26 protein-coding genes are annotated in these 21,920 nt (G+C 64.0%); 14 read left to right on the top strand and 12 right to left on the bottom strand.

Going from position 1 to position 21,920, the window contains the following annotated elements; genetic code table 11:
* Together AB7531_RS27835 and gor are read left to right on the top strand one after the other, a co-directional pair.
* A complete protein-coding gene (locus AB7531_RS27835; RefSeq protein ID WP_063984021.1) occupies positions 1 to 549 on the top strand; it encodes a DUF2059 domain-containing protein in 549 nt (182 codons plus the stop codon).
* Positions 550 to 680: 131 nt separating this feature from the next.
* A complete protein-coding gene (gene gor / locus AB7531_RS27830; RefSeq protein WP_063984020.1) occupies positions 681 to 2,069 on the top strand; it encodes a glutathione-disulfide reductase in 1,389 nt (462 codons plus the stop codon).
* A gap of 269 nt (positions 2,070 to 2,338) precedes the next feature.
* Here gor and AB7531_RS27825 read toward each other — a convergent pair whose 3' ends face one another.
* Positions 2,339 to 3,634: a DUF892 family protein gene (locus tag AB7531_RS27825; RefSeq protein WP_063984019.1), complete on the bottom strand. Its 1,296-nt coding sequence runs from the start codon at positions 3,632 to 3,634 to the stop codon at positions 2,339 to 2,341.
* A gap of 108 nt (positions 3,635 to 3,742) precedes the next feature.
* A complete protein-coding gene (locus tag AB7531_RS27820) occupies positions 3,743 to 4,750 on the bottom strand; it encodes an alpha/beta fold hydrolase (protein WP_063984018.1) in 1,008 nt (335 codons plus the stop codon).
* Positions 4,751 to 5,213: 463 nt separating this feature from the next.
* Between AB7531_RS27820 and AB7531_RS27815 the strand changes: the two genes are divergently transcribed.
* From AB7531_RS27815 to AB7531_RS27795, 5 genes are all read left to right on the top strand, one after another.
* Complete coding sequence (locus AB7531_RS27815; RefSeq protein ID WP_155795277.1) at positions 5,214 to 5,693, top strand: hypothetical protein; 480 nt, start codon at positions 5,214 to 5,216, stop codon at positions 5,691 to 5,693.
* Positions 5,690 to 5,893 (top strand): hypothetical protein, encoded by a 204-nt coding sequence (locus AB7531_RS27810; RefSeq protein ID WP_063984017.1) that lies wholly within the window; start codon positions 5,690 to 5,692, stop codon positions 5,891 to 5,893. The genes AB7531_RS27815 and AB7531_RS27810 overlap by 4 nt, the downstream gene beginning before the upstream one ends.
* A gap of 157 nt (positions 5,894 to 6,050) precedes the next feature.
* Entirely contained in the window at positions 6,051 to 6,203 is a 153-nt protein-coding gene (locus AB7531_RS27805) for a hypothetical protein (protein ID WP_187387736.1), read from the top strand.
* 85 nt (positions 6,204 to 6,288) lie between these two features.
* A complete protein-coding gene (locus AB7531_RS27800) occupies positions 6,289 to 6,624 on the top strand; it encodes a hypothetical protein (protein ID WP_063984016.1) in 336 nt (111 codons plus the stop codon).
* A gap of 28 nt (positions 6,625 to 6,652) precedes the next feature.
* The gene (locus AB7531_RS27795; protein WP_063984015.1) at positions 6,653 to 7,273 is read left to right on the top strand and encodes a hypothetical protein; all 621 of its coding nucleotides are present in this window, start codon (positions 6,653 to 6,655) and stop codon (positions 7,271 to 7,273) included.
* Between the two features lie 60 nt (positions 7,274 to 7,333).
* Here the strand turns inward: AB7531_RS27795 and AB7531_RS27790 are convergent, their stop codons facing one another.
* The 4 genes from AB7531_RS27790 to AB7531_RS27775 form a co-directional block, all read right to left on the bottom strand.
* A complete protein-coding gene (locus tag AB7531_RS27790) occupies positions 7,334 to 8,473 on the bottom strand; it encodes a glucuronate isomerase (RefSeq protein ID WP_231144578.1) in 1,140 nt (379 codons plus the stop codon).
* Between the two features lie 347 nt (positions 8,474 to 8,820).
* Positions 8,821 to 9,042 carry a hypothetical protein gene (locus AB7531_RS27785; protein ID WP_175618061.1) on the bottom strand — a complete coding sequence of 74 codons (222 nt, stop codon included), beginning with the start codon at positions 9,040 to 9,042 and terminating at the stop codon, positions 8,821 to 8,823.
* Between the two features lie 26 nt (positions 9,043 to 9,068).
* Positions 9,069 to 10,295, bottom strand: a complete 1,227-nt coding sequence (locus AB7531_RS27780; protein WP_063984014.1) for a carboxylate-amine ligase — start codon at positions 10,293 to 10,295, stop codon at positions 9,069 to 9,071.
* Between the two features lie 20 nt (positions 10,296 to 10,315).
* Positions 10,316 to 11,146, bottom strand: coding sequence for a class II glutamine amidotransferase (locus AB7531_RS27775; RefSeq protein ID WP_063984013.1), 831 nt, complete (start codon positions 11,144 to 11,146; stop codon positions 10,316 to 10,318).
* A gap of 203 nt (positions 11,147 to 11,349) precedes the next feature.
* Here AB7531_RS27775 and AB7531_RS27770 point away from each other — a divergent pair, with 203 nt between their 5' ends.
* Together AB7531_RS27770 and AB7531_RS27765 are read left to right on the top strand one after the other, a co-directional pair.
* Complete coding sequence (locus AB7531_RS27770; protein WP_231144579.1) at positions 11,350 to 11,946, top strand: hypothetical protein; 597 nt, start codon at positions 11,350 to 11,352, stop codon at positions 11,944 to 11,946.
* Positions 11,943 to 12,428 carry a hypothetical protein gene (locus tag AB7531_RS27765; RefSeq protein ID WP_231144580.1) on the top strand — a complete coding sequence of 162 codons (486 nt, stop codon included), beginning with the start codon at positions 11,943 to 11,945 and terminating at the stop codon, positions 12,426 to 12,428. Before AB7531_RS27770 ends, AB7531_RS27765 begins: the two co-directional genes overlap by 4 nt.
* Positions 12,429 to 12,480: 52 nt before the next feature.
* Here the strand turns inward: AB7531_RS27765 and AB7531_RS27760 are convergent, their stop codons facing one another.
* The 4 genes from AB7531_RS27760 to AB7531_RS27745 all read right to left on the bottom strand — a co-directional run bounded on the left by AB7531_RS27760 (position 12,481) and on the right by AB7531_RS27745 (position 17,103).
* Positions 12,481 to 13,110, bottom strand: a complete 630-nt coding sequence (locus AB7531_RS27760) for an FMN-binding negative transcriptional regulator (protein WP_063984011.1) — start codon at positions 13,108 to 13,110, stop codon at positions 12,481 to 12,483.
* Between the two features lie 74 nt (positions 13,111 to 13,184).
* Positions 13,185 to 14,651: a MocR-like pyridoxine biosynthesis transcription factor PdxR gene (pdxR, locus tag AB7531_RS27755; protein ID WP_231144581.1), complete on the bottom strand. Its 1,467-nt coding sequence runs from the start codon at positions 14,649 to 14,651 to the stop codon at positions 13,185 to 13,187.
* 51 nt (positions 14,652 to 14,702) lie between these two features.
* Positions 14,703 to 15,299, bottom strand: coding sequence for a redoxin domain-containing protein (locus tag AB7531_RS27750; RefSeq protein ID WP_084795175.1), 597 nt, complete (start codon positions 15,297 to 15,299; stop codon positions 14,703 to 14,705).
* Positions 15,300 to 15,345: 46 nt separating this feature from the next.
* Positions 15,346 to 17,103, bottom strand: coding sequence for an MOSC and FAD-binding oxidoreductase domain-containing protein (locus tag AB7531_RS27745; protein WP_063984009.1), 1,758 nt, complete (start codon positions 17,101 to 17,103; stop codon positions 15,346 to 15,348).
* Positions 17,104 to 17,277: 174 nt separating this feature from the next.
* Here AB7531_RS27745 and AB7531_RS27740 point away from each other — a divergent pair, with 174 nt between their 5' ends.
* From AB7531_RS27740 to AB7531_RS27720, 5 genes are all read left to right on the top strand, one after another.
* On the top strand, positions 17,278 to 17,658 hold the full coding sequence (locus AB7531_RS27740; RefSeq protein ID WP_231144582.1) for a nuclear transport factor 2 family protein: 381 nt from the start codon (positions 17,278 to 17,280) through the stop codon (positions 17,656 to 17,658).
* A 453-nt stretch (positions 17,659 to 18,111) separates the two neighbouring features.
* Entirely contained in the window at positions 18,112 to 18,585 is a 474-nt protein-coding gene (locus tag AB7531_RS27735; RefSeq protein WP_063984008.1) for a TerB family tellurite resistance protein, read from the top strand.
* A 2-nt stretch (positions 18,586 to 18,587) separates the two neighbouring features.
* The gene (locus tag AB7531_RS27730; protein ID WP_063984007.1) at positions 18,588 to 18,950 is read left to right on the top strand and encodes a hypothetical protein; all 363 of its coding nucleotides are present in this window, start codon (positions 18,588 to 18,590) and stop codon (positions 18,948 to 18,950) included.
* The gene (locus AB7531_RS27725) at positions 18,947 to 19,582 is read left to right on the top strand and encodes a TerC family protein (RefSeq protein ID WP_063984006.1); all 636 of its coding nucleotides are present in this window, start codon (positions 18,947 to 18,949) and stop codon (positions 19,580 to 19,582) included. Before AB7531_RS27730 ends, AB7531_RS27725 begins: the two co-directional genes overlap by 4 nt.
* Positions 19,583 to 19,616: 34 nt before the next feature.
* Positions 19,617 to 20,195 carry a TIGR00645 family protein gene (locus AB7531_RS27720; RefSeq protein ID WP_085404852.1) on the top strand — a complete coding sequence of 193 codons (579 nt, stop codon included), beginning with the start codon at positions 19,617 to 19,619 and terminating at the stop codon, positions 20,193 to 20,195.
* 16 nt (positions 20,196 to 20,211) lie between these two features.
* On the opposite strand, the gene AB7531_RS27715 is transcribed toward AB7531_RS27720, so the two are convergent.
* Both AB7531_RS27715 and AB7531_RS27710 read right to left on the bottom strand, forming a co-directional pair.
* On the bottom strand, positions 20,212 to 21,180 hold the full coding sequence (locus tag AB7531_RS27715) for a helix-turn-helix domain-containing protein (protein ID WP_063986457.1): 969 nt from the start codon (positions 21,178 to 21,180) through the stop codon (positions 20,212 to 20,214).
* 176 nt (positions 21,181 to 21,356) lie between these two features.
* The gene (locus tag AB7531_RS27710) at positions 21,357 to 21,917 is read right to left on the bottom strand and encodes a DUF2478 domain-containing protein (RefSeq protein ID WP_063984004.1); all 561 of its coding nucleotides are present in this window, start codon (positions 21,915 to 21,917) and stop codon (positions 21,357 to 21,359) included.
* Between the last annotated feature and the right edge of the window lie 3 nt (positions 21,918 to 21,920).

Below are 21,920 nucleotides of genomic sequence, written 5' to 3'. Positions count from 1 at the left end.
ATGAAGAGCGTATTGAGATTCTTGCCGGCCGCGACGCTTGCTGCTGGACTGGCCGTCTTGGCGGTCCCGGCGATCGCGCAGCAGGCCGCGCCGGCCCAGAAGGCTGCTCCCGCGCCGGCCCCGCCGAAAGCCTCGCCTGCGGCGATCGCGGCGGCCAAGGAAATCCTGCAGATCAAGAACGCCACCGCGATGTATCAGGGCGCCGTGCCTGGCATGGTCGAGAAGACCAAGATCACGCTGATCCAGCAGAATCTCAACTACCAGAAGGAGCTCAGCGAGGTCGCGCCGATCGTGGCCCAGCAGCTCAACGGCCGCCAGAACGAGATCGGCGAAGGCATGGCGCAGATCTATGCCAGCGAGTTCACCGAGCAGGAACTGAAGGACCTCGTCACCTTCTACAAGTCGCCGCTGGGCAAGAAGCTGATCGACGCCGAGCCGCGCGCCATCGGCCTCAGCATGGCCTTCATGAACTCCTGGGCCCAGAACTTCTCCGAGACCGTGATGGGTGCCTTCCGTGCCGAGATGCGCAAGCGTGGCAAGGAAATCTGACAGTACCTATCTGATCAGAAACCCCTGAAGCGCGTCATCGCGCTTTAGGCTGTTATTTGCGCATGATCCTATCGGAGAACCGCTGCACACTTCTCCGGATCATGCGCTGAAAGAAGAGGTCGGAGTGGACAATGGCTGAATTCGACGTCGACCTCTTTGTCATCGGCGGCGGCTCGGGCGGCGTGCGTGCCGCCCGCATCGCGGCCGGCCACGGTGCGCGTGTGATGATCGCGGAAGAGTACCGCATGGGCGGGACCTGCGTGATCCGCGGCTGCGTGCCGAAGAAGCTGTTCGTGATCGGCTCGCATGTCCGTCACGAGCTGGAAGATGCCGCCGGTTTCGGCTGGACCGTTCCGCCCGCGACCTTCGACTGGCCGACGCTGATCGCCAACAAGGACAAGGAGATCGCGCGGCTGGAAGCGGCCTACACGACGAATGTCGAGAAGTCGGGCGCGCAGGTCGTCAAGAGTCGCGCGGTGATCGAGGACAAGCACACCGTCCGCCTGCTCGAGAACGACCGGAAGATCACCGCAAAATACATCCTGATCGCCACCGGCGGCGCGCCCAACCACGGCGCCTCGATCCCCGGCATCGAGCACGTGATCTCCTCCAACGAGGCGTTCCATCTGAAGAAGCTGCCGAAGCGGATCGTGATCCAGGGCGGCGGCTATATCGCGCTGGAATTCGCCGGCATCTTCGCCGGCTACGGCTCCGACGTCACCGTGATCTATCGCGGTGACAACATCCTGCGCGGTTTCGACGAGGACGTTCGCGCCCACGTCCGCAGCGAGATGGAAAAACAGGGCATCACCATTCTCACCGGCTGCACGGTGGCGAAGGTCGATCGGCACGGCGAGGAATTTACCACGCATCTGTCGAACGGCTCGAGCCTCGCTTCCGACCAGGTGATGTTCGCGATCGGCCGCCATCCGTCGGTCGCCAATCTCGGCCTGGAGAAGGCCGGCGTCGCCATCAACCCCGAGAATGGCGGCATCGCGGTGGACCATTTCTCGAAGAGCTCGGTCGACAACATCTATGCGATCGGCGACGTCACCCACCGGCACAATCTGACGCCGGTTGCGATCCGCGAGGGGCATGCGTTTGCCGACACCGTGTTCGGCAAGCGCGAGGTGCAGGTCGATCATTCCTACATTCCGACCGCGGTGTTCTCGCAGCCGGAGGTCGGCACGGTCGGTCTGACGGAGACCGAGGCGCGTGCGCAATTCAGCCACGTCGACATCTACAAGACGACGTTCCGCCCGATCAAGGCGACGATGTCCGGCCGTGACACCCGCGTGCTGATGAAGCTCGTCGTCGATGGCTCGACCGACCGCGTGCTCGGCTGCCACATCGTCGGCGATTGCGCCGCCGAGGTCACCCAGGTGGTCGCGATCGCGGTGAAGATGAAGGCGACCAAAGCCGACTTCGACGCGACGATCGCGCTGCATCCGACCGCGGCCGAAGAGCTGGTCACCATGCGCACGCCGACGGCGCGGCATGTACGGCAGGCGGCGGAGTAGGACCGGCCTTTAGCGCGACCTCAAAGCACTGAGATCACGTCACGTCATCTCCGATATCTTGCCCTTGCCTTGGCAGGACTCGCATTTGACTGGATAGATCTTGCGACCCGGGTGCGTTGGCTCCTTGGATTTGGGAAAGCCGGTTCCATTGCACAGCGGGCAGGTATGTTCTTTGATCTTCGGGGGCATGCTAGATCCTTTCCGGCTGTGGTGGCGCAGCGGCCCCTGCAGGGGCCGCGTTGCCTTGTGGTCAATGGTTCAAGGCCGACCTAGCCTCCGGCGGGCTCATCCTCGGCGAAGGTCTGCTCGATGGCGGCGGGCATCTTCGCAACCGACATCAACGAACGTGCGACCTGATTGAGCAACTGGTCCGCGTTCTCTTCCTCCGCCAGATTCTTGGAAAGCAGCGCGACGACGGCGGTGTGACGCAACTGCTGCGCCAGGTTGCGGGCGGTCGCGTAGCCGGCAATCTCGTAGTGCTCGACACGCTGTGCCGCACCGATCAACGCGAGATCCGCAGCGGCATCGTCCTTCCTGGCGCCCTCCTTGATCACTTCGTCGCCTTCCTCGACAAGCCCCTGCATGCCCTTGCAAGCCTTGGCGCGCGGCTTCTTCCCAAGAAGTTCGAAGCACTCGTCGAGACGCTCGATCTGCGCTTCGGTTTCGGCCAGGTGAACGGTGAACAGCTCGGAGAGCTGGTCGTAGCGGGCAGCCTCGATCATCTGAGGCAATGCCTTGGTCAACTGCTTCTCCGCGTGCAGGAGATCCCGCAGCTGATCGATCAGCAGGTCGTCAAGGCCAACGGACGGTTCCGATGGCGAGCTTTCGGCAACGATGGAAGGCGCTGCGCCGGGATCGCCGCTCTGGAGTGCCGGTGATTCCATGAACACCCAGTCCTCGCCTTCATTCCAGGGACCTCTTGTGTCGATTTCTCCATTGTCGCCGGACCCTGTCGAATCGTTGAAGAACTGGTCCACGAGACCGGGCGTCGGAGCGATGCGGCCGATGCTGAACGTGGGCTTGTTCATGCTTTCCAGCGCGCGTGAGAACGCCTTCATGTGGGTGATTTCCCGTGTCATCAGGAATTGCAAGGCGTCCTTGGTGCCGGCGTCATCACAGAAATTGATCAGGCGCTCATAGACGATCTTGGCCCGAGCTTCTGCGGCGATGTTGCTGCGCAGATCGACGTCGAGTTCTCCGGTGATCTTGAGATAGTCCGCCGTCCAGGCACTGCCTTGCGAGTTGAACAGATTGACACCGCCGCCTCCGGCAATCGCGATCAAGGGATCGGCTTCCGCCGCTTCGCGATCGAACTTCATGGGTTTCAAGTGCAGCCGCGCGAGCGATCCGACGACCTCAAGGTGGCTCAACTCCTCGGTTCCAATATCCATGAGGAGATCCTTACGGTCGGGATCCTCGCAGTTGAGACCCTGAATGGAATACTGCATGGCGGCCGCAAGCTCGCCGTTGGCGCCACCGAATTGCTCCAGCAGCATATTGCCGAACCGGGGATCGGGCTCGTCGACCCGGACTGTGAACATGAGCTTTTTGACGTGATGATACATGGAAAGACCTTTGACTACAGGAGATACCGGGGCCAACTGAGCGCTGTGTTGGACGTTCCTAATTCGGATCGTGCCGCGACCAGATGCTTCTCGGGAGAATCAGGTGGCTCAATGCAGCGTTTCCGCCGCGGCTTCGTCGACAGCGGCCATCAGGTCAGCCGTATCCGATTGCTGGATCATGTGACCCGCATTCGGGACGCGACGCATCTTGCTGTGCTTGATCTCGTCATGCAGCCTGCCGGACTGTTCGTCGATGTCGATGAGGCGGTCGTCCTCGCCGGCCAGGATGGTGACCGGCATGGCCAATTCGCCGTAAGTCTTCGCCGACAGCATCGCAGAAGGGACCATCAACGCCGCTTCCGCGGCACCCGCACGAAGCTGCGACGGACGCACCGCCAGTGATTTGGGGAAGCCGTCGAATTTTTCCGGGACGGATTTGGGCCCGAACAGCTGCCGCAGCATCGTCGGCCACATCAGGCGGCTGAGGATCGGCGAGATCGTGTGACTGAGGATGTCGCCAAACCCTGGTATCGCCGGCCCGGCCATCGCCATCATCGCGTCGGTGCGGGCCGTCGGGAAATAATAGCCCGACGCCAGTATCAAGGCTTCGACCAATGAGGGGTGCCTGCTTGCCAGGGCGATCGCAACCGATGCGCCCCAGGAATGTCCGAGCACGATCGCCTTGTCGACGCCAAGGTGCGCAAGCGCGTCTTTGAAAAGGTCGGCTTGGGCGGCCGGCGTCCACACCACGTTGCGCGGCCTCAGACTGTGCCCGAAGCCGGGACGGTCGAACACGATGACCCGATAGTCCTTGGCTGCAAGATCGATCAGGCCACTCGACTCGAAATCCTGGATCATGCTGCCATTGCCATGGAGCAGAACCAGCGGGCGTCCGGACCCGCGCTCGACATAGTGCAGCCGAACACCGTCGATGTCGATGAACCGCCCTTGGGGCGGATTATCACGCTGCGCCTTGTCGGCAAGGCGCCGATTGACGAACGCGGCCGCTGCGAGCAGGCCGGCCGTCGCGGCAATCGTGGAGGCCAAGGGATGTTCTGCGAGAGCATGAAGGGCCGTGGCCGCCAAAGATGGCGAACGTTTTTTCAGTATGCGCATGTGACACTTTCGCTGACTGCGGCCAGCTGTTGGAGAGTGGGGAAGGGACGCTTCCGCATTGACGCCCTTGGTCGCATCACGACCGCGATGGCGCCGGATTCTTGCTGGAGGAGATTTCCGTGCGTCGCGGGTGCGGTTCGGAGACCGGATCAGCACCATCGAGCAGGGATCGATTTCGCCTTCTTGGGACCCGGAACAGTGCTGGTCCGGACCTCCCGGCATGCGCATTCACGGATCATGTCGTGCAGACGCAACAGGAGGGACGGAGAGATGTTCCTAATCCAATCGATGCAGCCAGCAGTCGGAAAATGCCGTAGATCGGAGGTAAAGGCGTGGTTCCTCGGGGCCGCGCACTGGTGAATGTCATTTGCGACACCATATCCAGGATATCACCCGCACAGACATGACAGGCGCCGGTGACAGAGAGACGCTGCCGCGCTCCCGCCACAACCGGAGGCGCGCATTGAACGTTATCTCCTATCCCCTGCATCTCTGCCGCAAGTTCGATCGCCGCTGGAGCGCGAAAGCGGTTCAGGACGAGACACAGCAATCCCCGTCACAACGGCCCAACGGCTGTACCGCCTGCGGGCGAATAGTGGCGGCTCCCTTGCATGCGACCTACTTGCCCACCGGGAACTTCGTCAATCAGTGGCGGTGCCCTGTGTGCAAGAACTCCTGGCAGACCTCTGCCGATGCCACGAGCAGCACTGATATCCAATTGAGCCAGTCCGAGCATCTTCGGCAGAATGCCGGGCACTGCCTGACGCTGGAAGACACCGCTGCCAACGACGCGGCGCGCAAGCAGTTCAGGAGCATGGGCGATGCCTGGCTCGCTCTCGCGGAGACGCAGGAGTGGCTCGATGGCGCGACGCCGCCGGTCTCGCGACCGCAGCCGCAAAGCGCTGATTTGATTCCGATGCCAACGCAGGGGCGTTCGTCATGAATGAGAAGCGCAACCGCGTGCGTCAGGCGGATTCACTTGCCGAGCGTCTCGCAGCTGATGCACTGAGGCTGCGTGAAGAGGCCTCGCACCTTGAACCCGGCCCAGAGCGGGATGCGCTGCTGAGCAAGGCACACCGGAACAAGATGGCTGCCGATATCAACTCCTGTCTGACCGCTCCGGGACGCCGCTTGCCTGGATAGCCAGCGCAGATCTCGAGCCCGAGCTTTCACCGTTTGCCAATAGTAACGAACCACCAAGGGTCCGATTGAGACCCATGGACGATTTGGCGTGGGCAGCACTGCCGGGTCTGACGCAGGCAAACGGTCACCTTTCCCCGGAATGCAAGGACCAGATGACATGGATCGAGACAAGAGCGGCCGCATCGTTGAGACTGCGCTCGAAGCGCGCCAAGGCGAGCTCGGTCCCAGCGTGTTGATGCTGCTGGGTGTGAGTGTGGGACTTGCAGTCATCCTCATGGTGATGACGTGGATGATATTCTTCAGAACCTGAGCGTGAAGGAGATGTCAAAGCGCGAGACGTAGGAACTAAAGCTCTGATGGGGGCTTGGATCACTCCTTAGACACTGGAGACCATCATGAAGCGCCCATCGTTTATCGTTTGCATTTCTTTATTCGCGGCGGCCACCGCCTTCGCAGCTGCTCCGGCCTCGGCACAAAATCCACCGGCGCAGTCCGGACCGAACAACAGCGCGGTCAACAGCGCGGGGCAAAACAACTCCGACGCTCCTGTCGCAGGTCGCAACAGTTTCACCGAAGGACAAGCCAAGTCGAAGATCGAGGATGCCGGCTACGCCAACGTCACCGAACTGAAGAAGGACGACAACGGTGTTTGGCGCGGCCATGCCAGCAAGGGTGGATCTGCCACCGCGGTCAGCGTCGACTTTCAAGGCAACGTCAATTCGGCCAAGTAAGCCATTAAGCAAATAAGAAGGACACACAATGACCGTTACAATTTCTCGTCTTTACGACAACTACAGCACTGGGCAGCAGGCGGTTCAGCGTCTCGAAGCTGCCGGCGTGCCGCATTCGGACATCAGCATCGTCGCCAATAATTCGGACAGCTGGTTCAACACCGACAAGAAGGTAGACCGTGACCGCGATGGCGTCGACGACCGCGCCGAAGGTGCCGGCAAGGGCGCCGGCATCGGTGCGGGCGTGGGTGGCACTGCCGGCCTTCTCGCCGGTCTCGGCCTTCTCGCAATCCCCGGCCTCGGACCCGTCGTTGCAGCCGGTTGGCTCGCCGCCACCGCGGTCGGCGCGGCCGCCGGAGCCGCCACCGGCGGTGTCGTCGGAGCGATGACTGAGGCCGGCATTTCGCGGGAAGATGCGGACTCCTACGCCGAGGGCGTGCGTCGGGGAGGCACGCTGGTGTCGGCGCGGGTCGCAGATGCCGATCGATCCCGCCTTGACGCGGTCCTGAACGAGTCGTCCGTCAATTTGCGTGACCGCAGCGCGGCCTGGCAGAAGACCGGATGGAAGTCGTTCGATCCCGCCAGCAAGCCCTACGGCGCGGACGAAGTTCGCAAGGAGCGGCAGCTCTATAGTGGATCAGTGCGCTAAAGTTCATGCGCCAAATGAGATCGCGACGGCCCGCTTCGGCGGGTCGTCTTTTTTGCGCGGCTACGCGTACAGATACCCGACCGGCTTGCCCTCGGTGCGCAGGGGACGGATGTCCTTCTGCGTGATGATCTGGCCGGCGAGGCCGTCGATCTCGTCGCGCTGCGTCGGCGTCCAGCCGCGAAGCTCGTTCATGCCCTTCAGCAGGCCGAGCCTGAGGACCTGGGTGTTTTCGCCGAGGCCGACAAGGCTGATCGAGCCCTTGCCTGCCGTCACCACATCGCCGGCGGAGAGTTCAAATGCCTCGCCGGACCTTTTCTTGAACTCGGCTGTGCCGCGAATGACGCGATAGATCACGACCTCGCCCTTGGCGAAACAGGTCGGGTCCGCGGCGATCGACGTGCTCTTGGGCAGCAGCGACTGGCCGGGTGGGTCGGTTGCGATGATGTGGCCGGTGACGAGATGGCCGCTCGGCACTTCGATGCCGATGTCGCGCACGTACACCGGCAAGGCCGATTTGATCGGACCGTCGACGAGTGGCTTGAACAGCGCGTCCAGCGCGAGGGGATCCTGAAGCCAGAAGCCCGCGTCGGCCGGCCGGTTGTGCAGCGGGTGGCTCCAGGCCACGCGCGGCGTCTCGGCCTCGTTGATCTGGTCCGGACCGACGATCGTCGGGTTCGGAAAGGTCGTCGGATCGGTCACGAAGGCTTCGAGGAATTTGCCAGAGTAGCCCATCGAGATCGGATCGGGTACCACGGTCTGCGGCGTCTTCAGGTTTTCTTCGGTCGACAGTCCCGACCAAGTGTAGAACAGCTGGCGGTGGACGATCGCGCTTTGCAACATCACCGCACCGGGGCCGACATTGTAGAAGCGCCCGTCGTAGTCGAAGGTGAAGGCGCCCGAGGTGACCAGCACGAGCTGAAAGCCGCCTGGCGGAAGATGAAGATGGAAATCGGTGGGGCCGGTGTCCGGGCGGTAGATCGGGAGGTTCGTCGCGACTTCGTGCAGGAGGAAGGTTTCGTTGTTGGCGTGGAAGCCCTCGTTCGCGCGGTTGTAGAGGGCTTGCGGCCGGTACGTCGCTTCGAACCTGGCGTTCCTGTCGCGATCGATCGCCACGAAATCCTGAGCGTTGAGGCGCAGTGGCGCGCCGTTCGGATGGGTGAGGCCGGTAAATTTGAGATCGCCGGCGGCATGCACGTTCATGGCACTCTCCGATCTTTGCCGCTCATCCGGTCTCCGGGCGCACGCATCTTGCTGCGCCAATTCGTGGGAGCAGGGAATCAGGCCTGACGCTGCCTTGCGAATTCTGGGCCAGTCGGGATGCAGCACGATGCGCGGGCTCGGCGGCTCCGCACGGCGCGATGAAAAATCGAGATTGCACCTGAGGTTAGACGGCAGGTCAGGCTGCCTTGCCTGGGCCACATCGCCGAGCCCGCAACCCCGGCGACGGGGTGCGTCTTGTCTAATTTGTCGGCAAGCCCTGGTGCGATCGTGCAGCCGCGCAGGTCGCGTCGATCAGCAAAGGCCGGCGGCCGGGCATGCGCAACCGCTCATTCGAACGGCTGACGTGTGATCCGCTCGGGCTTGCCGATGGGGCTGTCCGCCCACTTCGCCATGTCCACCGTTCGCGCGTCGATGCCTTCGCACCAGAGGCAGCTGAGCTCCGCGCGGCCCTTGGCCGAAAGCAGCGGTACAAGTCCGTGGCCGCAGCCAGCGCAAGACGTGACGCGATTCACGCGTTCCTCCACGATCACCGAATTCAGGAGCGACATTGTCGTTCGCCAAGCTTGCGCGGGCGCTATGACGGCGCACGAACGCTTCCGATCGGAGCGCTCGCGCCCGAGATCGTCGAGGCTGCGATCCAGCGCGAGACCGCCCCGATGTCCTCCGCATTCTCGCGATAGGCGCGAAGCTGGAATTCCGCCGAGCTGCCGCGCTCCACGATGGTCCGGCAGTGCTCGACCTCGGCGGCGCAGTTCAGCGCGGCTGCGTCCCCGGCGACGTCGTCGATGATCCGGGCCAGCAGCTCCGAGATGGTGACCGGCCCGTCTTTCGAGGCAAAGATGCAATCGGTGCCGTAGCGCTGGGCCCGCCATTTGTTCTCGACCGCAATCGCGCGTTCGACCACCGTGACCTCCTTCGACCGATGCGGCCGCAGATAAAGATGGCGCGTCAGGCAGCGATAGAGCGAGGCGATGGCAACGGCGTCGTCGATGAAAGTGCAGGTGTCGGGCGCGCGAAGCTCGAGGGTCGGATGCCTCATGGACGGCCGCATCGCCCACCAGATATGGCTCTCGTCGGGAATCACGCCGGAGCGTTGCAGCGCGCCGACATATTCGTCGTAGTCGTGCCTGGTTTCGAACAGTTCGGGCAAGCCGGTGCGCGGCAGCTCGGAATAGGCGGCAAGCCGGTAGCCCTTCAGCCCGGTCTTGTGGGAATTCCAGAACGGGGAGGAGGCCGACAGCGCGATGAACAGCGGCAGATGCGGCAGCATCGCCCGCATCACCGCCATCCGCTTCTCGGGATCGGGCAGCTGGACGTGCACATGCATGCCGCACATCATGTTGCGGTGGCCGATGCTGCGCAGATCCTCGATCATCTCCTCGTAGCGCGGCTTCGGACTCGGCTGCGACATCCGCCAGACCGCGGTCGGATGCGTGCCGCAGGCCATGATGACGAAGCCGTATTGCGCGGCGACGTTGGCGACCTCGCGGCGGAGGAACCGCAGCTCTTCCCGGGCGTCATTGACATCGACGTGAACGTTGGTGGCAACCTCGAGCTGGGATTGCAGCATCTCCCGCATCGCCTGGCCGCCGGTGGACCAGTTCACCGACTCGAACAGGGCGTTGGGCGTTTCGATCGCGACCTCGAAGCTGCGGCGATCGGCGAGGAAGTATTCCTCCTCGATGCCGAAGGAATATTCAGCCGCCTTGCCGCGTCCGCCGGCAGAGCGGATGACGAGGTGCTGCTTGTCATCGGAGGAATCGAGGCGCAGCAGTTTCAAAACGTCTGAAGCAAATGTCATAGGGCCACCCGGCAGTGGTATTACCTGCGGGCAATAATCCGCATGACGCGGGCCGGTTCCGCGTCGGACCCACCGGAAATTGCAACGTCGAACGGAACAATTTTCACGTTTTCGGACGCGCGCGCGACCAGCGCGTGATTCGGCGGAACTTCCGTCCAGTCCGTTTCCTTGTCGAACGGCTCGGACACGACGACGACCTGGCCGCCGCCGGCCTCGCGATAATAGAGCGTGTTGGCGGCATCGTTGACCGCGACGCGAAACGCATAGAGATCCCGGCCGTTTGCGATCGCGCTGGTGAAGCGCAGGCGCTCACGAAGCTCGCCCTCGTTGACCAGGCCGACCAGCGATTGCAGCACGGCTTGCGTTGCGCCAAGTGGATCGCTGTCGAGTCCCGCGCCCATCATGGCGAGGAACACGGCTTCCGAATCGGTCGTGCCCAGCCGCGAGGGGTAGTAGGCATCGGGGATCAGCGCCTCGACCTTGCGCCGCAGGCGATTCCAGCTGCCGACGAAGCCGTTGTGCATGAACATCCACTGGCCGCAGGCGAACGGATGGCAATTCTGCCGCGTCACCGCCGTGCCGGTGGCGGCGCGCACATGGGCGAAGAACAGATGCGAGCGCAGATGGCGACAGAGGTAGCGCAGGTTTTCGTCCGACCAGGCCGGACGGGTCTCGCGGTAAAGGCCGGGCTCCGGATGCTCGCCATACCAGCCGAGACCAAAGCCGTCGCCGTTCGAGCCCGCGGTGGATTGCAGCGAGCGGATGCTCTGCGCGATCAGCGAATGCTCGGGCTCGGTGACGTAAGGCTCGAACGAGGTGGTCTCGCCCCGGTATGCGATCCAGCGGCACATGCGGCCTTCCTGTCAGGATGTGGCGTAAGGTTCACCAACAAGATCGCCTGTGTTGGGTTCCCCGGCGATGTGTTCTGCAAAGTCCGGATCATTTCTGCGGCGTGTTTTAGACGTTCATTTACCCTGCATTGCGGGAACCCGCGCATTAATACGTCTCTTAACGCCGACACGGTTAGGTTGCGCGCGAATTTTGAGTGCGCATCATGAGCCGATTTGTTCTTTTCACCTGCATGGCGTTCGTCTCCACGTTCGTGGGCGTCTCCTGGGCGATTCGCGGATTTCCGGTGTCGCACGTTTCGCTGGTCGGTGAATTGAGGCCCACGCTCAGTTCCTCGTTCGGCGATGAGCATTCAAAGGCCAAGCAGCGGAAGGATTGGGAAGCGGAGCACACCCTGCAAAGCGACAAGGACCCGAAGCAAGACGCACTGCGGATGGACGCATTGCAGGCAAGCACCGCTTACGCGATGTCGCCGTGCGACGACACCATGAAGGCGAACCTGAGGGCGGCTACGGAGGCCTATGCGCGGGGCTGGGTGAAGATCTACGACTGCCCAAATCCGAGAATGGGCATGTTCTGCAGTGAAGAGAAGCGCGATCGGGCGAACGCCGCGTATTCCACGCCGCTGGACGTTCGCGTCAAGGCGCAGCTGGCCGAGGCGTTCAAACAAAAGGGCATCGTCAAGGAAGACTTCCCGGAGGATATCCGCGACGTCGTTCTCTGGTTCACCGGGCCTGGTATGTTGTTTGATCCGTCTCCGGTATGCCTGCCACGGCAGCAGGCGTCGGCGAGCTTCAAATGAGCCGCGCCTGGTTCATCGTCTGGGCGCTTGTCATCTGGCAGGTCGCCGCCTGGGCATTCGCTCCGCAGAAGACAGCCCAGCGACCAGCAGCACCGGTCGATGGTCCGGGTTATGGTTCCAACGAAGAGATCTTCGTGGACGGTCGCGCAGGCTTGCGCCGCGAGACCGCTCTGGCGTTCGAGCGCCCTTATGGATCGCGTTGCGCGGGAGAGGGGCGGAAGCAATTCGTCGCCCATATCGACTACTACTATTATCGTCGTCAGAACGACATGGAACACTACCCCAAGATTTTCGGGAAAGCCGGGGCAGACTACATCGCCAAGCAATGGTCGACCGGAGACGACAAGCGCTTCGAACGCCTGACGCAGGAAGCCTACGCGCAAGGCTATCTTGCCCTATCGGATTTCGGTGACGTCGGGCGCAAACTGGCGGAAGCCGTTGTGAGGGGCGAGCGCGTCGTCGCGCATTCCTGCGCAAGCTGATGGTCCACGGAGACTCTCGGTGAAGCCTCTCAGCACCGAGAATCCCGCTCTCTCAGACCGGAAGCGGGATCAGGGCGGCAGCTTCGCGATCATGCGCGTCCTCGCTTGCCGCAAGACCTTGCGCGACGCCGACACGATCGGCCTCGGGGCGGTTCTGGCTCATCTTGCGCTTGCCCTCGAACCGCACGACGGGAATGCGGACGCCAACGATCCCGCGCAGTTGCGCGGCGATGAAATCGGCGGGGGCATCACTGACGGCCCACGGCTTTGCGCGCGCGCCCTCGTGCCTGTTCGTCAGCCGCGTCACGGCCTCGAGCAGGCGCTCCGGCTCCTGGAAGAATTCCACCGGACCATAGGCGTGCACGGCGACGTAATTCCAGGTCGGCACCACCTTTTCCGTCTCTTGCTTGGTCGCATACCAGGACGGCGTCACATAGGCGTCGGGGCCGTTGAAGATGGCGAGCGCATCGCCGATCGGCGGGAGCTTCCATTGCGGGTTGGCCTTGGCGACATGCCCATAGAGCACGCCGTGCTCGCCTTCACTCTCGTCGAGGAACAGCGGCAGGGGCGTGGCGACCGGACCTTCGCTGGTCGCCGTCACGAGGCTGGCGAGCCGGGCGCCGCGGATGGTCGCGCGGATGCTCTCGATGTCGTCGTCCTTGAAGGCGGGCGGGATGTACATGGCGTGTCTCCGTTCTTGATGCGGAGATAGCCGAAATCTGGCCTATATGAAACGGCCAGTTTTACATGATTTAATCAGTCCAGTTCGGCGGCGGCCTGCGCGAGAATCTTGCAGCCTCTCTCGATCTGCGCAATCTCCAGCGCCGAATAGCCCATGACGAGACCGACGGTCTTCCGCGCCCTGCGTGGGCCGACCAACAACGCGGAGACGGGATAGACGCCGACGCCTTTCGTGCGAGCCGCCTGGATCAATGCATCTTCGCGCTTCTGCGGCAGATCGTCGAGCCACGCCACCACGTGCAGGCCCGCCGCCGTGCCCTCGATCCGGACGCGATCTCCGAACCGGCGGCGCAACGCGGCGAGCAGCGCCTGCTGACGCTCGGCGTTGCGCCGGCGCACGCGCCTGACGTGGCTGTCATAGGCGCCGCTTTCGAGCATCGAAGCGAGAGCGTGCTGTTCGATCAGCGGCGTGTGCCGGTCCATGATCTGCTTGGCGGCGGCGAACAGGGATCGCAGCCCGGCGGGCACGACCAGGTAGCCGATCCGCAAGGTCGGGGAGAGTGTCTTGGAGACGGTGCCGAGATAGATCACGTTGTCGCTGCCCTCCAGCGCATGCAGCGGCGGGATCGGCCTGGTGTCGTAGCGATACTCGCTGTCGTAATCGTCCTCGATCACGTAGGCGTCGTGCTTGCGTGCCCAGGCGAGCAATTGGTGCCGGCGTCCGATCGGCATGACGCCGCCGAGCGGATATTGATGCGATGGCGTCACATAGGCGAGCCGGGCCTCGATGCCGTCGAGCCGCGTTGTCTCCAGTCCATCCGCGTCAACGGGGATCGGCACCGTCTCGGCGCCCGTTGCCGCGAGCGTGTGCCGCGCCATCTGGTAGCCGGGATCCTCCATCACGAAGCGGTCGCCGGCGTCGAGCAGGAGGCGCGCGCAGATGTCGAGCCCCTGCTGCGAGCCGTTCACGACAACGATCTGATCGACCTCGCAGCGGACGCTGCGCGATCGCCACAGATAGCCCTGAAGCGCGGTCCGCAGCCGCAGCGCGCCGCAGGGGTCGTCATAGGCCAGCCGCTCGGGCTTGCGCGCCATCGCCGCCGTCACGGCCTTCTTCCACGCCAGCACCGGGAAATCCGACGGCGAGAGCTCGCCATAGCGGAAGTTGGCGATGAGCCCGCGCGGCGGCTCGGTCCAGCGCGGCGGGTCCGACCGCAACCGCTCGCCGAAGGCCGACAGAAGCGGCCTGCGCGCCGAGGGCCGCGATGCGGCGCGCGCGCGTCCGCGTTCGACGACGGCGCGGGCAACGCGCGGCCGCGCGCCATGGCGTGTCTCGATAAAACCTTCGGCGGCGAGCTGTTCATAGGCGACGGTCACGGTCGAGCGCGCCACGCCCATCTCGCCGGCAAGCGCCCGCGACGACGGCAGCAGGCTGTCGATCCCGTAGACCTGCGTCAGAATCTGATCCCTCAGGGCTTCGTAGATCTGGCGCGCGCCCATGCGGCCGGCGCGATCGCCGGGAGTCGTCTTCATCTGGACCATCCACATTCCTGGCTCGGCATTCGTCCGAACGGACGATGCCGGAATGTGTTTCTAGTCCCGTTCGCCGAGAGTTTCGACGTAAGCCTTGCCGTAGGGATAAAAATGCTCCTTGCGGCCCTGATCCCAGAGGGTCTTCAGCCCGGGCGCGGTGATGTCCCAGTCCGGACGGCAATTCATGCTGACGGCTCGGAGATCCTGGCGCAGCTCTTCGACGGTCGGGCGTCCGAAGAACCAATAGCCGTTATAGATCTTGTGAACGCGCAGGCCGGGCTCCAGCACGATGACATGCGGGATCATCGGATTGTGGACGGGATCGGTGTATTCGGCGATGTCGAGATCCTTCTGAACGATCCGCCGCGAATCCGACAGGAAAGGCCAGTGCGCCCCGACGCCGCTGCGATATTCGTTGGTCTGGGTGATGTTGTCGGTGGTGATCGTGACCAGCCGGCAATAGCCGACCTCCATCTCGCGATGGAGTTGCAGCAGACCTTCGGCCTGGCGGCGATCCTTCGGACAGAAGCCGCCGCGGCCGAGAACGAGCACCATTGGATCGCCACCCTGCAGCTCGGAGAGCTTTCGGTGCTTGCCGGTGTGGTCGCTGAGCTCGTAATCCGGGAAGGTTACTCCCGGCATCATGTCAGGTCGCATTGAACTCTCCCATATCTTCTCGCATGTCTGGCGTGGGTGCCGACACTCACAGATCGATCACGACGTCGCCCTGGGGCCGTGAACAGCAGATCAGGACATTGCCGTCCGCTGGTGCGTCGAGCGGATCCGGCGCATAGCTGACCGCGCCGGCCACCAGCCCGCTCTCGCAGTTGTGGCACACGCCGGTCCGGCACGACCAGCGCACGGGAACGTCGCAGGCTTCGGCCAGCTCGAGCAGGCTGGCATATGATGGTCCCCAGCAGACATTGAGGCCGCTGCGGGCGAACGAGACCATCGGGCCTGGGCCGGTTGCGCCGGCCGGCAAGTGCGCCCGCTTCTGCGGGGAGGACGCTATGCCGGGTGTCAGGGATGGTCCGGCGCCGAACATCTCGGTGTGAACGCGATCCGCTGCGATGCCGAGTCCGGCAAGCCCGCGCGAGAGATCGGTCATGAACGGTGCCGGCCCGCACAGATAGAAATCGCCGTCGCGTGGGACGCCGACGGATTGAAGCACCCGGAGGTCCAGATGTCCGATCGTGTCAAAATCCACATTGAGGCGATCGCCTGGATCGGGCGCGCTGTAGCAGACATGGCTGTGATGGTGGGCCAGCCCAGCCAACAGCCCGCGCACCTCGGCGGCGAACGCATGTTCGCGACCGTTGCGGGTGCCGTGCAGCCACCAGACCTCTCGCGTCGATGCTTCCGCGGCGAGCGCGTGCAGCATCGCAAGCACCGGCGTTACGCCAATGCCGGCACTCAGCAAGACGACGGGCCGCGCATCTTGCCGTAGCGTGAAACTTCCGCGCGCCGCGCCGATCTGCACAGCGTCGCCAATCTTGACCTCGTCGGCGATATATTGGCTCGCCGCGCCGTGGGCTTCCCGCTTGATGCTGATGCGCCAGGACGCGGCATCGGAGCGGCTCGACAGCGAATAGCTGCGCGTCATCGCCGGTGCAGTGGAGGTGCCGAGCCGCACGACGACGAATTGCCCGGGCAGGGCGGCGGCGACGGGATGTCCGTCCGTGGGTTCGAGGATCAGCGACGTCACGTTGCCGCTTTCGGCGATCTTGCGCGCGACGCGAAACGGCCGGAAGCCGCGCCAGGCCGGAGGCGGGCTCGACGCCGGGCCGAGCCCGGCGTTTCCCGCCGTCGTATCCTTGCGCTGCTGCTCGAGCAGCGCCTCGAAGGAATGACGCCAGCCGCCGCTCAGCGCCGGAATTTTCAGCGCGCGCTCCAGGCCGTCGCGCGGGTGAGGAGGCAGATAGAGCAGCGCATTGATCTCGGACACGCTCATGCGTTCGGGGCCATCAGCGATCTGCGTGATCTCGTCGCCGGCCTCGACGTCGCCTTCCTCGATCACACGAAAATAGAAGCCGGGCCGGCCGTGCCTGACAAGCAGCGCGGCCATGTCCGGCTCCTCCATGCGAATCCCCAGCCGGTAACAGGTGACGCGCGGCTGCGTCACCTCGAACAGGGCAGAGCCGATTTTGTAACGGTCTCCGATGCAGACGTCCCTGTCGGCGAGGCCGTCGACGGTAAAATTCTCGCCGAATTGACCTTGGACGAGGTTCGATCGACCGAGGTGCTCCTGCCAGTATTGATAGGACTCCCGCTGGTAGACGTAGACGGCGCGCTGCTCGCCGCCATGACCGGCGGTATCGCCCTGTCCATCGCCGTCGATGTTGAGCCGGCGCACCCTGCGCGGACCACTGACGGGCGTCTTCCAGACGCCGGTATAAACGGTCTTGCCTTGCCACGCGATGTCGCGCGGCAGGCCGACATTGAGGGAGAGCAAACGGGCCATGGGGTTCCCCGGCGTGACGGCGCGGCTCTGGCGGTTTCCAGGTCGCTGCAATGCCAATCTGCATCCATGTCGGAATTTTGGCCCGTTAGTCGTTGTTAGACGTTGCTAGCCGGTCTTGTCGCCGGCTGTCTGCGTCCCGATCTGGGGGCAGACACCGCAAGACGGGAGATCGCGATGGATGATCAGGCGATACTGGCGGCCCTTCAGCGCCATTGGGCTGCGTCGGACGCGAATGATTTCGAGGCCGAACACGACATTTACCGTGAGGACGCCGTGCTCGACTATCCGCAGTCCGGCGAGCGCATCCGCGGCCGCGGGACGATTCAGGAGAGCCGGTTCGTGCAGCCCAACAAGAAGCGCTTCACGGTCCGCCGGATCGTCGGCGGCGGCGATCTCTGGGTGAGCGAGTTCGTGCTGACCTATGACGGCGTGCCGTCCTATGTCGTCAGCATCATGGAATTCCGCGAAGGACTGGTGGCGCACGAGACGCAGTATTTCGGCGAGAAGTTCGATCCCGCACCATCGCGCGCGCATCTTGTCGAGGTCGTGAGGTAAGTTGCGCGTCAAACGGCGGTCTCGTGCCCCGGACGGAGCGCAGCGCCTCTTCGGCGGTGCGCTGCTGAGCCGGGGCCCATATTGCGGCGGAATGCGTGGCCTTCTGGGTCCCGGCTCTGCGCAGCAACGCGAAGGGCGTTGCAGCGCGTCCAGGACACGGAGAGACGCGCACTATTGGTTAACCAGATCCACTGACACGGAACCCGATGCGGCGGCTGGTCGCAGTCTTGTTGCCTTGATTCCGGCCCACCCATCTTTATGTCTGGAGCGAACAAGAATCCGGGCCCCTCTGGCGAGGACGCCGACAATGTCGGCAAAACCTTGCGATGTCGGATGACCTGTCCCGCGCGAATGCGATGGATCGGCCGATCGTCGGGCCTTCTCGAGTTCTCTCCGACTCAATCGTCCCCATCGCAGCCCCGCGCGGTCATTTCGCAACGTAAGGGAGCTACGATGTCCGACGCCGCCACTTCAAATCCGATCGAAATCGAGATCACGGAACCGTCCAGGCTGAACGAGCAGGCTGCGGTCGCGTTGGTGATCGCCGGCGCGCTCGTCGCCGTCGCCGACCGGCGCGTTTCGCCGGTCGAGCGCGACGAGGTGATCCGCTTCATCAGGGATCGCGGACTGGCGCCGCACATGAGTGACGACCGGCTGTTTGCGATATTCGACGAACTGGCGGAACGACTCGAGGAGCCTGACTTTGCCAATGTGGTGATCGACACGTTGCGTCCGGTCTCGGACCTGCCGCTGTCGGCCCATTTGATGGAACTGTCGGAGCGCGTCGCGGCTGCGGACGAGGACGTGCATCCCCATGAGGTGCAGGCGATCAAGCTGTTGCGCCTGCTGACGCTCGTGCTGCCGCGCGCAAAGCCGGTGGCGCCGGGCAGCGCAGGCACTGAACGGCGCGCCGCCGCGCAGGAGTGAGCATGAGCACAGCATCGGACGAGCGGACGACAGGAAATCTGGTCACCACCGGCCAGATGGCCGGTGGCGACCCGCGCCTCGACAAACTCGTCCGTCGCCTGCCGCCGCGCATGGGCGACACCGTCGCCTATCTGCTCAAACCGTCCAGCCGCTGGGTGAGGATCCCTTCGGGCGCGCTGCTCATCGTTGGCGGCGTGCTCTCCTTCCTGCCGGTGCTCGGAATCTGGATGCTGCCGCTCGGCCTCGCACTGCTCGCCGAAGACGTCCCGGCGTTGCGCGCCTCGCGCTCCAAGGTCCTGGATTGGGTCGAGCGGAAGAAGCCGCAATGGCTCGATCCGTCTGCATCGAAAAATGATCAATCATGACTGAATTCATCACCGCCGACGCGCTGACCGCGCTGCTCCAGGTCATCCTGATCGACCTCGTGCTCGCCGGCGACAACGCCGTCGTCATCGGCCTTGCCGCCGCCGGCCTGCCGGCCGAGCAGCGCCGCCGCGCCATTATCGTCGGCATCGTCGCCGCCACAGCCTTGCGCATCGTCTTCGCCGGCGTCGCGACCCAGCTCCTGCAGGTGATCGGCCTGCTGCTCGCCGGCGGCGTGCTGCTGCTGTGGGTGTGCTGGAAGATGTGGCGCGAGCTGCGCGAGCAGTCCGCGCACACCGAGCTCTCGTTGAGCCATGGCGGTAGCGCGGGCAGCGCACCGGCGTCGCGCAAGACCTTCGGGCAGGCGGCGTTGCAGATCGTCGCCGCTGACGTCTCGATGTCGCTGGATAACGTGCTCGCAGTCGCAGGCGCCGCGCGCGAGCATCCCTACATCCTCGCGTTCGGACTGTTGCTGTCGGTCGCGATGATGGGCGTCGCCGCCGATCTGCTCGGCCGGGTGTTGCAGAAGCAGCGCTGGATCGCCTATGTCGGTCTCGCCATCATCGTTTACGTCGCCTTCGAGATGATCTATCGCGGTTCGCTCGAGCTCGCGCCCGTCATCGCGAGTCTCTGAGGCGACAATTCCTGCCTGCAATCCGGAGTGATCCATGACGCCTGAACCCAAAGCACCTTCGGCGCACGCCGGGCCGCGACCGAAAATCGGCCCATTCGCCCAGCTCATCTTCGGCTCGCGCTGGCTGCAAGTGCCGCTCTATGTCGGCCTCATCGTCGCGCAGGGCGTCTATGTGCTGCTGTTCCTGAAGGAGCTCTGGCACCTGGTCGCGCACTCGTTCGACGCCAGCGAGCAGCAGATCATGCTGGTCGTGCTCGGACTGATCGACGTCGTCATGATCTCGAACCTGCTGGTCATGGTGATCGTCGGCGGCTACGAGACCTTCGTCTCGCGCCTGAACCTGAACGGCCATCCGGACGAGCCGGAATGGCTGAGCCACGTCAATGCCAGCGTGCTGAAGATCAAGCTCGCGATGGCGATCATCGGCATTTCCTCGATCTCGCTGCTCAGGACCTTCATCGAGGCCGGCAATCTCGGCACCACGCGCAGCAATTTCACCGAGTCCGGCGTGATGTGGCAGGTGCTGATCCACCTGACCTTCATCATTTCCGCAATCGGTATCGCCTGGGTCGACCGCATCAGCGAGAGCGGGCACCGCAAGGGTCACGCCTGAGGGGCGATCCGCACTCTCAGGCGCCGATGGCCAGATGCAACGGACGCCGTCCGCGTGCCAGCGTCTCGGACGGCGCTTCGCCGAAGGCCAGTCTGTAGCTCCTTGAGAAGTCGCCCAGATGCCAGAAGCCGTTACCGAGCGCTGCGGCCTTGACGGTCAAGCCATCGCCCCCGGTCATGAGCTGGACGCGAACGGCCCACAACCGTTTGAGGCGCAGATAGTGGTGCAGGCTCACGCCATGCACCGCGTGCGTCGCGACCTGGAGCGTGCGCACGGACACGCCGAGCGCGGCGGCGAGGTCGTCGCTGTAGAGCGGCTTGCTGCCGAACAGCGCAACGACGTCGTCGAGATGCGCGATCAGCTTGCGGTGCTTGTCGAATGAACCGGGGCGGGCGCTGCGTGCGCCTGCCGGCAGCAGGGTGGCGTCGAGGCCGGCGAGCAGCGTTTCCTGGATCGGGCGGTAGAGCGCCTCGAATTGCCGGGGATCGTTGCATGCCGACGCCAGCGAGAACATCTCCACGATAGCCGCGCGCAGGCGCGTCATCGGATCGTCCTGCGTGCGGACATAGGCGAGGCCGGTGTCGAAATCCGCCCAGCCGCGATGGCGCATGTCCGAGTTGAAGCGCAGCATCAGGTAAGTGTTGGGGTGATGCTCGATCGCCTTGACGGGGGCTTTGCCGCGCATGACGGCGATCATCGAACTATCGACCTCGCGGCCATTGGCGATGGAGTGAAAGGTGAGGGGAACAACGAGGCCGACGCCGTTGTCCGTGCCGATCTCGGCCTCATACCGCCGTGCAAAGGAGCGCTGGAGCACGAAGAGCCCGTCGCGGAGCGGCAGGATGGCGCGAGACAGCGAGAATTCCCGCGGACGGAGCGGCGTGCTGGTGCCGAGACCGAGCACCTCGTTGGCGCGAAATTCGTCGAAGTCCGAGAAGCGCTCGACGCCGAGGACGCGCGATGGCTTTAGCCGACGTACCGGCATTTCGGGATCCCAGGGCATGTCGGGGTGAGCGGGTTGAATCCGCACAAGCGTATCAGAGGCCCGACCGTCGGCCATATTCCGGGAAACTACTGCCTGCGCGGCGGCGACAGGGGAAGTCGGCGCGCTGCTGTGAGGACTTCACGGACAAGTACGCGAGTCCGGCAGGCTCAGATCGTTCACTTCAGAATTTCGCACACCGTAGGATGTGATCCGACGTCAAGCTGCGCGTTGCTTGTGGAGATGCTCCGCCACCACGCCTCCAGCGCGTCGCGCTCGCAGCCGAGCCTGACGCTCATGCCGCCGGCGAACTTGATCCAGTCGGCGAAATGGTCTCTGCCAACCGCGATCACCACGGGAATGTCGGCGTCGAGCGCGCGTCCGATCAGATGGGACAGGCCCTTGCCGTCGCGCTCGCGCTTGCCGAAGCGGTTGATGATGACGAGATCGGCGCCATGCGAGAGCGCGTCCGCGATCCGCATCCCCGCATTTTGCAGCCGCGCGAGATCGAGACGGCAGCCGCGCGCGGCCGGATCGAAATCCTGCGCGAGCAGAAGCGTCTCGCCGCTGTGAAGCAGCACGGCCGACAGGCTCAAATCCGCGCATTGCCCGGCCTGAACCATGCCGACGACGCGACGGCCACGCGCATTCAGATCCGCCGCAAAGCTGCGCAGGACCGCGTCGGGGTCCTGATGCGCCTCGTAGACGAGGGCGGCGAGGTCGCATTGCGCATCGAACATGGT

The sequence above is a fragment of the Bradyrhizobium sp. 63_E2_N1_3 genome (assembly GCF_052076005.1).
Classification (GTDB): domain Bacteria; phylum Pseudomonadota; class Alphaproteobacteria; order Rhizobiales; family Xanthobacteraceae; genus Bradyrhizobium; species Bradyrhizobium barranii.
Note: the sequence above shows the minus strand (reverse complement) of the source record. Positions and strands in the feature narration are given on the sequence as shown.